Annotated in this window: 10 protein-coding genes; 1 reads left to right on the top strand and 9 read right to left on the bottom strand. The window is 69.3% G+C overall.

Annotated elements, in window-relative coordinates:
• Positions 1–62: 62 nt before the first annotated feature.
• From FHS07_RS02145 to FHS07_RS02105, 9 genes are all read right to left on the bottom strand, one after another.
• A complete protein-coding gene (locus FHS07_RS02145; protein ID WP_183418266.1) occupies positions 63–1025 on the bottom strand; it encodes a glycosyltransferase family 2 protein in 963 nt (320 codons plus the stop codon).
• Positions 1018–1458, bottom strand: coding sequence for a GtrA family protein (locus FHS07_RS02140; protein ID WP_183418265.1), 441 nt, complete (start codon positions 1456–1458; stop codon positions 1018–1020). Before FHS07_RS02140 ends, FHS07_RS02145 begins: the two co-directional genes overlap by 8 nt.
• Before the next feature lie 5 nt (positions 1459–1463).
• Positions 1464–3728 carry a glycosyltransferase family protein gene (locus FHS07_RS02135; RefSeq protein ID WP_183418264.1) on the bottom strand — a complete coding sequence of 755 codons (2265 nt, stop codon included), beginning with the start codon at positions 3726–3728 and terminating at the stop codon, positions 1464–1466.
• An 83-nt stretch (positions 3729–3811) separates the two neighbouring features.
• A complete protein-coding gene (locus FHS07_RS02130; RefSeq protein ID WP_183418263.1) occupies positions 3812–4699 on the bottom strand; it encodes a glycosyltransferase family 2 protein in 888 nt (295 codons plus the stop codon).
• Complete coding sequence (locus tag FHS07_RS02125; RefSeq protein ID WP_183418262.1) at positions 4696–5934, bottom strand: lipopolysaccharide biosynthesis protein; 1239 nt, start codon at positions 5932–5934, stop codon at positions 4696–4698. The genes FHS07_RS02130 and FHS07_RS02125 overlap by 4 nt, the downstream gene beginning before the upstream one ends.
• Entirely contained in the window at positions 5927–7060 is a 1134-nt protein-coding gene (locus FHS07_RS02120) for a glycosyltransferase (protein ID WP_183418261.1), read from the bottom strand. The genes FHS07_RS02125 and FHS07_RS02120 overlap by 8 nt, the downstream gene beginning before the upstream one ends.
• Before the next feature lie 4 nt (positions 7061–7064).
• A complete protein-coding gene (locus FHS07_RS02115; RefSeq protein WP_183418260.1) occupies positions 7065–8261 on the bottom strand; it encodes a glycosyltransferase in 1197 nt (398 codons plus the stop codon).
• Positions 8258–9454, bottom strand: a complete 1197-nt coding sequence (locus tag FHS07_RS02110; RefSeq protein ID WP_183418259.1) for a glycosyltransferase family 4 protein — start codon at positions 9452–9454, stop codon at positions 8258–8260. Before FHS07_RS02110 ends, FHS07_RS02115 begins: the two co-directional genes overlap by 4 nt.
• Positions 9454–11370, bottom strand: coding sequence for a DUF6541 family protein (locus FHS07_RS02105; RefSeq protein WP_183418258.1), 1917 nt, complete (start codon positions 11368–11370; stop codon positions 9454–9456). The genes FHS07_RS02110 and FHS07_RS02105 overlap by 1 nt, the downstream gene beginning before the upstream one ends.
• A gap of 165 nt (positions 11371–11535) precedes the next feature.
• Between FHS07_RS02105 and glf the strand changes: the two genes are divergently transcribed.
• On the top strand, positions 11536–12672 hold the full coding sequence (gene glf / locus FHS07_RS02100) for a UDP-galactopyranose mutase (protein WP_183418257.1): 1137 nt from the start codon (positions 11536–11538) through the stop codon (positions 12670–12672).
• The last annotated feature ends 7 nt before the right edge of the window (positions 12673–12679 follow it).

Raw genomic sequence — 12679 nt, 5'->3', positions numbered from 1 at the left:
TACGAACGAAGAGGCCTCCGAAGCGCGACAAGCGCCCGGAGGCCTCTTCATTCATTTCGACGTCACCGTGGGACGAAAGGCGCGTGTTCCGGTGTCGAGGGAGTGGCCTGGATGTCGAGCTGCAGAGCGCTGATGAGCAGCTGCGTTCCCAACATCAGCGGCAACGCCGCCAACATGACCGTGGCGGCCGTAGCGATGACTGAGCCCAGGATCTGGAAGAAGAGCCAGATCGTGACGACGAGTCCGAACCCGAGGAAGAGCAGTCCGAGGAACAGAAGCAGGGCGATGGGGGAGAACGACCACAGCACGTAGCGGTACCAGATGCGGTGCCAGAAACCGACCGTGAGGCGGTGGACGAGTTCCGGGACGACCTTTCGAAGCCGGATGCTGGACACCTCGTCGCCGTACACGGCCGGGATGGGGACGTCGACGGCGGACACCTGGAGGATGTTGAGGTGGATCAGCAGGTCGTTCTCGAAGCTGTATCGCTTGGCCACGCGTTCGAGGGGGACCCGCCGCAGTGCCTCGGAGCGGATCGCGGTGTATCCGTTCTGCGGGTCGAAAAGGTTCCAGTAACCCGACGAGAGCTTGGTGATGAAAGACAGGGCGATGTTGCCGAACACACGATATCCGGGCATTCCGGTGAAGGACTCGGGGGAGTAGAAGCGGTTCGCCTTCGCGAAGCCGTAACCGTCCTCCACGACCCTGTCGAGCAGGGCGGGGAGGTACTCCGGGTCCATCTGCGCGTCTCCGGCCATGATGACGTTGACGTCGCTGCCGAGCTCGAGCGCGGTGCGGTGGCCGGTGATGATCGCTCCTCCGACGCCCTGGTTGACCTCGTGGCGGATGAGCGTGACGCGGCCGTCGTCCGCACGATTGACGGCGCCGCTGGTGTCGTCGGGACTGCAGTCGTCGACGATGACGATGTGGTCGACGAACGCCGGCATGGTCTCGATGACCCGGGCGATCATCTTCTCTTCCTTGTACGCGGGGACGACCGCGGCGACGATTGCGCCTTTATACATGCGTTGGGGAACCTTTCGGACGGGCGAACACCCAATGGCGGTAGGCGAAGTAATTGCCCACGGTGGTGATGGCGACGGCGACGATCTTTCCCACCACCCACGACCACCCGATCGAGTCGGCGAGGGCGACGACCCCGGTGGTGAGGACGGTGTTGGCGGCCACGAGGAGGGCGTAACGGACGACGCTGGGGGCGACGGCGTCGCTCGCGCGGAAGGCGAAGAGACGCTGGAGCGTGTACGTCACCACGAAGCTGGCGAGGAACGCCGTGGGCGTTGCGATGGTGAGGGGGACACCCGCGACGTCGTAAAGCAGGAAGAGGAGTCCGAAGTCGAACGCGAACGACAATCCGCCCATGACGAGATAGCGGACGAGGCTCGACGACCAGAGACCGGAGAGGACACCGCCGCGTGACGAGGGAGTCTCCGAGGGCATGGATTCTATTCTGCCAGCCTCGTCGTGTCGTCAGAAACGCTGCCCAGACGCGTCCGGCGAGCTTCCAGCGCAGCGTCGAGGAGCGCGCGGGCGCGAGCGTCGAAGGAGTGCTCGGCACGGATGCGAGCCGCGATGGCTTCGAGTCGCGGTGGCGGGGGGAATGCGTCGTCCAGATCGCCGGAAAGGATGCCGATGAGCTCAGGGACGGTGCCCCACGTGCGCACGGCTCCCGCGAAGAGGTCGTCGATCCCCTCGACGCGGTCGCTGATCGCGCGACCGCCGGCTGCCACCACATCGAACAGGCGGTTGCCGACGAAGCCGCGCTTCTGCATGGCGGGCCAATGATCGTTGAGCACCACGTCCGCAGCCTCGTACAGCGCGGGGAGCTCCTGATTGGCGATCCCCGTCGCGCGGATGCGGGATGCCGGTATCCATCCGCGCCAGTCCGGTCCGATCACATCGACCGGAATGCCCGCGCGGATGGGCTCCACGATGGAGGGGCGAAGGATTCCGCGCGCCGTTCCGACGAAGAGGATCCCGCCGTTCCTTTCGCGACCGGTCGGACGGAAGCGGGTGGCATCCGTGCACTGGAGGAGAGGATCGATGCGTGTGCCGAATTCGGCGCCGGCGGTCCGGGCCCACGGAGCGGAGGCGGCGAAGACGCGGTCGAAGCCCTGGGTGTCGGCGGCGACGATTTCGTCGGGGTGGCTGATGATCCACAGCAGTGAGACGCCGTGAGGAGAGGCGTCGAGCGGCTCGGGACCGCGGAGGGCGACGGTGACGTCGTCGAGATGGCGCGTCGAGCGGTTGCGCGCGGCGTAGGAGTCGATCACGACCTCCTGGCCGAGGCGGCGCAGCGCCGCGGCGAGAGCGCGAGCGAAGTGGGTGTCGCCCCACCCCTCGGCGCGGGGACCGACCGGTGTCGCGGTGCGCAATGCCCACCTGAGAACCGGGACCGTGCTTCCGTCCGCGAGGAGGAACGACCGCCGCGGGCGCCGCAGGCGCGGCTGAGGCCCGTGTGTGACGCGTTCCCATCCCGCGCGCCGCACCAGGTCCTCGGCGTCGACATCGGCTTCGACGTCGGGACGCGCGAGAGACGGGGCGGTCACCATCGACCGAGTACGGGACTCGACGTCGAGCGCGACCACGGCGGAGCCGGTCAGCGCGGAGGCGGGATCCGCACCCACGAGCGCTGCGTCGATGTCGGCGCGGCGGGTCGCGAAGGTGGAACCTGCGAGTGCCGGCACCCCCAGTGACACCTCATCGCCGAACGGTGCGAGGTCCTCGATGGGGTGGCCGGCGAGAAAGCGTTCCCCTAGGACTGCTCCGACCGCGGCGAGTGTTCCGTCTCCGTCTCGCCATACCGGGCCGACGTGCGTGCGGGCGGGCGCTGACTCCACACGGGCGGCGAGGCGTTCGGCACCCTCGGCGGTGAGGGTCTCGTTCGGTCCGCGGACGACGACGACCTCGGCCAGGGAGGTGCGGACGAGCTCGTCGATCGCGCGGCTGGCGTCGTCGTGACGGCGCCGGCTGACGCGAACGCGCGGGGTCCCCGCCGACAGCAGAGACGCCAGCATCCAATCCTCGGTGCGGTCGTCCATGACGGCGATCGCGACGCCCTGACCGGGGGCGGCGGCGAAGGCGACTGCTTCCGCGAGGGACTCATCGAAGTCCCATTCCCCAGGACCGAGGGCGACGATCATCTCGCGCGCGAGCGGGATCCTTGCTGGCGCGGCCGCCACTTCTCCCCCTCGTCGAGCGTGGGCGGTCGCCTCGACGATGGCCTGCGCCAGCCTCGGCCAGGCGGCGGCGGACGGTGTGGCATCAGGGCCGAAGGGGAGGGAGTGCGTGTGGCGAGCGCGCCATGCGTGTCCGAGGGGCCCGCCAGGACTCTCCCACGCGTCGGGGTGCGCTTCGCCGTAGACGGCGGCGTTCCACAGGGGACTCACCTGGAGCCCGCGGGGGTCTGCCACAAGGTAGGCGTAGAGCGCCGGCACCCGCCAGGCCTCGGGGAGGTGGTCGCCGACCGCTGTGTCGACGAAGAGCGGCGAGAGCCGCAGGCCGCGTCGATAGCCCCCGCGGACGTAAAGCCGCACGGCGGCGGCTTCGCTCAGCGGGCGACCGACCTGGGCGCTCACATAGTCGAGGTCGACCACGCCTGCCCGGCGGATGACGCGAGCCCACCAGACCAGGTCGGCGCGGGCGACGAGGGGCCGAAGGAGCGGGAGGTCGCGCGCGGCACGCACGCGCGAACGAAGAGCCGACAGCACCATTCGACTATAGGCAGAGCACACTACCCGCGACATCCCGGTGTCACGCCGTAGAGACGGTCTGAATGCTCGGCTTGCCGATGTCAGCGCCGCACCGCGGTCGCGCGGGACCCGCCGAACGTGCGTCCGAGCACGCCTTCGAGACGTCCGAGAAGGGCTGCGGGCCCGTCAGCGAGGCCGTACTCCCCGCCGCGCCGCACCCCGACGAGAAGACCTGCGGCCACGAATCCCCACCGGTGCCACCACGGGAACGGGTGGAGTGCCAACACCCGGCCCACACCGCGTCCGTAGGCGCGCAGCTTCCAACGGCGTTCGCGGGGATCGAGGCCGGCGGTCTCGGCGATGCCGCCCACGGTGACGTCGGCGGCATCCGTCCAGACGAAATCAGTGCCGATGGAGGGTTCCCCATCGAGGGTCCGCATCAACAGGTCGGTCACCTCACCCGCCTGCCATGGGCTGGCGGCGCCCGTTCCGATCTCGACGTCGAACCCCCCGACGCGACGGAGGATGTCGAGGCGGATGACGAGGCTCATCTCGATGACCTGCCACACCGTCGAGGCGTCGAGCGGTGTACCGGGGGCGGGCAGCGAGAAACGCGGTCCGATCTCGGTCTCGACGGTGACGGCGCCCGCGGGAGCATCCCCCAACGCACGGCGGATCTTCTCGATGGCACCTTCCGGGAACCACGTCGTGTCGTTCGGGAACATCACCAGACTGTCGTCGTCGGCCGATGACAGCGCGTCGATGCCGGTGTTGCGGCCCAGAGAGGCCCCGCGCGCGGACGTGAGAACGCTCACCCGGTCGGCGTGGCCGGCGGTGGTCACCAGGTCTCGAACCGCATCTGCGTTCTCTTGCGCGACGATGATGAGACGGTCTCGGGGGCCGAGCTGGTCCGCGACGGAGCCCAGGAGGCGCTCCAACGCGGTGAGGCGCCCGAGCGTGGTCACCACGAACAGCATCGGGTGGGTCATGCGATCGTCTCCTCCGACAGTGCGCGCATGCGCGAAAGAGTGCGGGCCGAGAGCATGACGGTCGAGACGGTCTCTGTGAGGCCGTAGCCGATGGCCACTCCGAGGGGGCCGAGCGTGATTCCGCAGGCGATCATGAGGGGGATGCCGATGACGGTGGCCACGAGTGTGGCCCGCATCACCGCGGCCTGCTCGCCCGCCGGGAACAGGACGTGGCGTGTCATCGAGGTGCGCAACGAGTACATGGCGAACGCGAGGCCGAGCGCGAAGCAGACGCCGACGGGCGCTGCGGCGGCCTCGCCGAACATGACGGAACTGACGAGGGGGCCGAGCACTCCCAGCACGATCATGCCGAGCACCCCGAAGCCGCCGTGCATGCCGAGGGCGATGCGCAGCCGGCGCAGGCGTGCCGCGCCGGTCGCCTCGGCGGACCAGGACTGGAGAGCGTTCGCAAGGGTCAGTGGCAGGAACTGTCCGAGCTTGGACATCTTGTCTGCCGACGCGAATCCGGCGGCGGCGGTCCCCGTCGTCAGGACGTTGACCAACGGCGTCGGCACCGACGAATAGGCACCCAGCGCCGCGTCGTTCAGGGCGACGGGCGCACCCACCCGGAACAACCCGGGGATTTCGCGGCGCGGCGGCCACGGCGAGGGGTAGCGCCGAAGGAGGCGCAGCGAGAAGAGGGTCGTGCCCACGATCGTGACGAGGATGCCGGCGAGCGGATAGACCTCGACGGGCAGGCCCGAGATGATCGCCACCATCGACAGCACGGCCACGACGAGTCGCGGGAGGGCGTCGTAGAACAGGATCGATCGTGGGTCGCCCACACCGACCGAGAACCAGGTGAACGACAGGCCGATCAGCGCGCCCTGCAGCCCCATGAGCGCTGCCAGCAGGCCGTACCCGGGGGCGGCGACGAGAACGCAGACCAGCCACAGCAGCGGAAGGGCCAAGGCGGAGGTCAGAAGGCGCACCACGATCGCATCGCGGTAGAGGCGTCCGCGCCGGACGTCGTCGGGAGCGATCGCGATCAGAGCCGGCCCGACGGTCGTCCACCCGTAGGCGACGGCGATCGCCGCGAAGGTTCCGATGGACTCGCCGGCGATGGCGCTCGCCCACCCGTCGGGGCCGGCGGAGCGCGAAACGGCCGGAAGGACGAGCAGCGGCGAAACCGCCGCCACGGCGGGGATGAGCGTGAAGCCGAAGAGTCGGGATCGCAGCGAGGTCGGTTCAGCCATGGGTCGGCCCCTGGGCCGCAGCTCGTCGCAAGACGACCGACAGCGCGATGGCGGCCGACGTCCACGTGAATCGGGAGGCCCACGCGCGACCGAGTTCGCTGCGGGTGGCGCGCGTCGCATCATCGAGTGAGATGACCGCGGTGATGGCCGCAGCGAACGCGCCGGGCACGGTGGCATCCGCATATCGTGCGTGATCGCCGCCGACCTCGCGCAGTACCGCGGTGTCGTGGGCGACGACCGGAACGCCCGCGCCGAGGGCGTCGACGACCGGGAGTCCGAAGCCCTCGGTCAGCGAAGGACACGCGTAGGCAGACGCCACCTGGTACAGCGCCCTCAGCTGGTCATCATCCACCCACCCGGGCAGGACGACGTCGTCGCCAAGTCGGAGCCTCGCGACATCGGAGCGAAGCGGATCGTCGGCTCCGCCGCCGGCGATGACGGTCAGCGGGCGGTGAGAGACGGGGATCTCGGCGATGGCATTCAAGAGCCCCACGAAGTTCTTGTGCGGCATGCGGTTGCCGGTCGACAGCAGGAGGGGTCGCCCGGAACGGATGCCGAGAGGTGCCAGCAGCCGCCAGGGGTCGTCGACCGCCACGATCTCCGACCCTCCGTTGTGCACGACCGTGATGCGCTCGCGCGGGACGCCGAGATGGCGGGAGATCGCGTCCGCCGCGGTCGCGGACACGGTCACGACGGCGCGGGCGGTGCGGGCCGTGCGCGCCATCAGCCAGGCCGTCACGCCGCGGCTGAGGCGCGCGAGACCCTCGCCGCGGACCTCGTGATAGATCACGTCGTGCACCGAGACCACACGCGGCACCGCGCCCGCGGTCAGCGGGCCGAAGTTGGCGGGACTCCACACCAGGTCGGCGGCCACGGCCTTCGCCGCTCGTCCGACCGCGAGGATCTCTCCCGCCGCCCACGATGCCCGCCCGTCGCCGACCCACCGGACCGTGCGGACATCGCCGGGGAAGAAACGACGCACGCCCTCGGCGCCGGACGACCCCGTCAGCGCGACGAACTCGGCGTCCGGCATTTCCGAGGCGAGGCGGGGGAGCAGCTCACGGACGTACGTCTCCGTTCCGCCGCGACCTCCCGTGTATCCCAGAAGATCGACGAGGATCCGCACCGGCTCAACTCTCGATGACGGCTTCGGGGCGCTGTTCGCGCCGGGGCGTGGTCAGCACGCCCGAGAAGAAGCTCATCATCACCGTCTGGAAGCCGAGGATGATCAGCAGTGCGCTCGGAACGGCGATCCGCACCGCCTGAGCGGCGTTCTGAGTGCCGAAGTCGATGGCGCCCCACACGATCACCTGCACGATCCCGATGACCACGCCGAGGAAGAACAGTCCGACGCCGATCAGCAGGCCGCGCTCGGCCGACCACTTGGCCACGATCCGTCGGTATCTCTCACTCGTCGGGAGGAAACCTTCCTGCGTGGCGTAGAGCTTCGTCAACCAGAAGAAGAGGAGGGATTGGAACCCGATCACGCACAGCGCGCTGGCGTACACCATCGTCGTCACGTCGAAGCCGACGCCGCCGATGTTCACACCGCCGAACGCGAGCACTCCGACGATTAGAGCACCGAGGAAGAAGGCGACCAGGCCCGGGTAGACGAAGAGCCAGCGGGGGGCGAACAGCAGCAGGAATCGCAGGTGGCGCCAGCCGTCGTGCCAGCTGCGCAGGTGCGGCGGGCGGGAGCGCCCGTCTTTCTTGAGCGTGGTGGGCACCTCTTCGATGCGGTAGCGCGCGAGGGAGGCGCGCACGACCATCTCGGAAGCGAATTCCATACCGGTCGTCTGCAGGTCGAGCTCGCGGATGCGGGCGCGGTTGAAGCCGCGCAGGCCGCAGTGGAAGTCGCGGATGCCGGGACGGAAGAACAGCTCGCCGATGAACGACAGCACCGGGTTGCCGAGGTACTTGTGCAGCGGGGGCATGGCACCGGGCTCGATGCCGCCGCGGAAGCGGTTGCCCATCACGAGGTCGGCGCCGGCGCGGAGGCGTTCCACGAACGGCTCGAGGTTCTCGAAGTCGTAGCTGTCGTCGGCATCCGCCATGATGACGAACCGGCCGTGGGCGGTGTCGATGCCGTTGATGAGCGCGGCGCCGTACCCGCGGCGGGGGGCGTGCGAGACGCGCGCGCCGAGACGCTCGGCGATGGCCTGCGACCCGTCGGTGCTGCCGTTGTCGGAGATGAGGACTTCACCCCGGATGCCGCTGCGCCGCAGGAAGCCCTGCGCCTTGCGGATGCAGACCTCCAGTGTCTCGGCCTCGTTCAGGCAGGGCATGAGGATCGTCAGTTCGACGTCCGTGGGGGCGGGAGTGGTCACGGGCTGTCTTCTTTCGTCTTCACCGGGGTGGGGGTCGGCAGCGGCAGTGCCGAGAGGATCCCTTCCACGGTGCGGCGGATGGTGCGGGTGCCGACGGCGGTGTCGTACCACGCGCGCGAGGAGCGACGTAGGTCGTCACCGCCGTCGACGACGTCCCGGATGGCCCGGGCGAGGTCGGCGGGTCGGGTGGTGGGCGAGACGACGCCGTTGACGCCGTCGTCGATGAGTTCGGTGGCGGCGTTGCCCTCGTCGGCGACGAGGACGACCGGAGTGCCGTGGGCGTTGGCTTCGACGACGACGAGACCGTAGCCCTCGCGGCGGGACGGGTTGGCCAGGGCGACGGCTCCGTGCAGGAGCCGAGCGAGCTCGGCATCCGAGACGAATCCCGGGAAGTCTGTCCAGGACTCGCCACGGACGCGCCGGACCTCGGCCCGGACGGCGTCCGAACTCGGCCCGGTGCCCAGGATGACCAGGCGGAGGCCGGGGATCTGCTCCCGTGCGGCGGCGACGGCGGCGGGGAGCACCTCGACGCGCTTGTCGGGGATGTGCCGGCCGGCATACAGGACGTACGGCGGATCGGCCGCGGGGGCGGGCGGGGCGACCTCGACCGCCCCGTCGATCAGTCCGGGGCTCACCAGGGGCGGGCGCCGCAGCCCCTCGCGGCGCAGGCGGGTCGCCGACAGCTGCGAGTGACACGTCGCCAGCGGGGTGATCGCGATGGCGAGCCGCTGGAGGGCCCAGGCGATCGTGCCCGTGACGACGCCCGAATACTCGACCCACTGCGGGCGGTGCCAGACCTCGAGGTAGTCGACGACGAGCTTCGTCCGTGAGCCCAGCAGAGCGAGGCGGGCGGCGAAGACGTTGAAGATCGGAAGACCGCTGACGATGACCGCGGCATAACGGCGACGACGACGCAGAAGGGCGCCGAAGAGCGACCCGGCGTAGCGGAGGGCCGCCGGGATGCGTCGAACCCCGCCGGCGTCGTACAACGACAGGCGGGGGGTGATGGGCACGATCCGGAAGTGGTCCTGCGTCGGAGTCGGGCCGTCCCATTGCACGGACGTCAGGTAGTCGACGTCGAAGCCGAGGTCGCCCAGCACATCTGCCGAGGCGCGGTACTGACGTTCACCGCCGCCCGTCGTGAACGGGAACAGGCAGTCGTAGGCGACGGCGACCGTCGATGAGCGCTCCATCAGCATCCCTCGATGCGGAACAGGCGCGCGTCGGGGCCTTGGGAGTCGACGAGCACGAGATGTGCGCCGGGTGCGAGGTCCTGGATGCCGTCGTACGCCACGGCGCCGGAGGGGTCGATGACGTCCTGCCGGCCGAAGTCGAGGACATAGTCGACGCCGAGCTCATCGACCGTGTTGCACACGGCGGGATCCGAGTCGATGTCGCGGAGGTGGCCGTTGAGGAACAGCAACTCCGGAGAGGGGGAGCCGAAGACGTGCTTCTGCGTCACCTGCCGGTCCGCGAGCGCGAGCGCGAGAGACGTGCCGGTGCGCGGGCTTCCGATGATGAGGGCATCGGGAGGGGTCTCGTCATCGAGTCGCTCGAGGAGGTTGCGTTCGTCGGAGGAGAGGATGAGAGAACTGTCGGTATAGGCGTACGCCTCGTGCACCTGCCCGAGCGCAATGCGCACGTTCGAGCCCACCGCCACCGAGAAGATGGCGACGATGCCCACCGCGGCGGCCGCCACGCCGGTCCATCTCGGGAGTTTGCGCGAGGCCGACCATCCACGCAGAGCGTCGACGACGGCGAGGGCGCCGAGGGTCGCGAGGGGGATCGCGACGAGCGGGAGGAGGGCTGCGAGACGGTTGGAGTCGTTGTACCAGGGGTTGGTGAGGAACTGGCGCAGGGGGTGGTCGATGCGCAGACCGGAGGAGATGACGAACAGCAGCACAGCCGTTGCGAAGGGCGCCAGGACGGTGAGGTACCGAGGGCGCCGGGCAACCACGAGTGTTCCGACGATGAGCAGCGCGGAGACGAGTACCGTCGGTGTGTACCCGCGGGGGGAAGCGAGGAAGCCCTCTCCGAACGACTGGGCCATCTGCTGCCACGGGGACCAGCCGGAGTGCTCCGCACCCGTGCGGAAGATGACGACAGTCGCTACGACGGCGAGACCGGATGCCACGACGGCGATGAGCAGAGAGACCACGGCGGTGCGTGTGCGTCGGGCGACCGCACGAATGGCGAAGGAAGCCACGACGACGGCCGCGGCGAAGAACAGCACGCTCAGGAAGGCATTCGGGTGGCCCAGGAACGTGCCGCCTGCGAGCAGGCAGATCAAGAGTCCGGAGCGAACCAGCGCGGGCGCTCCGCGATCGTCGAGGGTCGTGACGACGACGGCGAGCGCGGCGGGCACCATCGCGTACCCGACGAGGTTGGGGTACAGCACGCCCCAGTTGAAGAAGAGGGCGGGGAAGGCGCCGAAGCTCGTCGACAGGGCGGCGGCCACGACGTAGGCCGTGCGCCGCTGGGCGAAGAACGCTCCGGCCAGCGCCAGCGTCGAGGCCGGCCAGAGGATGGACACGATCGCCAGGTTCGCCCCGTTGACCGCGACCGGGACGGCAGCCCCCGACAACTCGGCCCCGAGGGTGGTGAGAGCGTGCCACGCGTTCGGGTAGAAGCCGATGTCGGACGTCGCGCCGATCTGGAACGGCGAGGCGTTGCCGTTCTGCAGCGCGAGGCCGATGGCGTTCAAATGGACGATGTTGTCGAAGCGCTGAGCGATGTTGTCGGGCGAGCCGAACGCGCGGGCGAACAGGGCCACGTTGACCACGGCGGCCGCGCCGAGGGAGAGCAGTGCGGTGAGGCCCGACCGTCGTCCGGCCGGAGCGGCGTCGACGCCGGCGGCGCGGCGCAGCAGGAGCGCGATGCCCATCACGAGCAGCGTCACCACCGCGAGGGGCACGAGGTTCCACCTCAGACCGACGAGTGGCGCGAGCACGGTCGCGACGGCGGCGATCGTCGTCGAGATCGCCGGCGCGAGCAAGAGGCGCTGCGGGCTGCGCCAGCCCCAGCCGGCGATGACGACCGCGGCGCCGGGGATGATCAGAACGGCCGCGACCACGAGGTACGACGGAAGCACACTGATCCATTCACCCATGCAGTTTCGTCCCCGTCCGCGGCTTTTTCGACACGTCATCGTATCGGACGCGCACTGCGCGGCCGCTGAGCGCCGCCCCGGGCCTTCGCAGGCACCGTGGGTACAATCGAGGGCGCTCCCGGTGGGCCATCCCCTTCTCTCTGACGCGAAAGTCGTGTGCTCTGTATGGATCTCCTCATCGTCGGCTCCGGTTTCTTCGGTCTCACGATCGCCGAGCGCGCAGCCGCCGCCGGCCGCAAGGTGACCGTCATCGACCGCCGCCACCACATCGGTGGCAACGCCTACTCGGCCGACGAGCCCGAGACCGGCATCGAGGTGCACAAGTACGGGGCGCACCTGTTCCACACCTCCAACCCGACCGTGTGGGAGTACGTCAACCGCTTCACGCAGTTCACGAACTACGTGCACCGCGTCTACACGACGCACAAGAACGTGGTGTTCCCGCTGCCGATCAACCTCGGCACGATCAACCAGTTCTTCCAGGCGGCCTACACGCCCGACCAGGCGAAGGCCCTCGTGCACGAGCTCGCGGGGGAGTTCGACACCAAGGATGCCGCGAACCTCGAGGAGAAGGGCATCGCCCTCATCGGCCGCCCGCTGTACGAGGCGTTCATCCGCGACTACACCGCGAAGCAGTGGCAGACCGACCCGAAAGACCTGCCGGCCGAGGTCATCTCCCGTCTGCCCGTGCGGTACACGTACGACAACCGCTACTTCAACGACACGTGGGAGGGTCTGCCCGTCGACGGGTACACCGCGTGGCTGGAGCGGATGGCCGACCACCCGAACATCGAGGTGAAGCTGTCGACGGACTACTTCGACGAGTCGCAGCCGCTGAACAAGAAGGCGACCGTCGGCCAGGTACCCGTGGTCTACACCGGAGCGGTCGACCGGTACTTCGACTACGCCGAGGGCGAGCTGTCCTGGCGCACGCTCGACTTCGAGCAGGAGGTGCTGCCGATCGGCGACTTCCAGGGCACGAGCGTGATGAACTACGCCGATGCCGACGTGCCGTACACCCGTATCCATGAGTTCAAGCACTTCCACCCCGAGCGGGCCGACCGCTACCCGACCGACAAGACGGTCGTGGTGCGCGAGTACTCGCGTTTCGCCACGCGTGCCGACGAGCCCTACTACCCGGTGAACACCGCCGACGACCGCACCGGGCTGCTCGCGTACCGCGAGCTCGCCAAGGGCGAGCGCGACGTGCACTTCGGGGGGCGTCTGGGCACGTATCAGTACCTCGACATGCACATGGCCATCGGTGCCGCCCTGTCGATGTGGAACAACCAGCTCGCGTGATGCTCCC

It is taken from the genome of Microbacterium proteolyticum (assembly GCF_014192415.1).
Classification (GTDB): domain Bacteria; phylum Actinomycetota; class Actinomycetes; order Actinomycetales; family Microbacteriaceae; genus Microbacterium; species Microbacterium proteolyticum.
The sequence above is the reverse complement of the archived record's forward strand: the minus strand, read 5'-3'. Positions and strand labels throughout refer to the sequence as shown.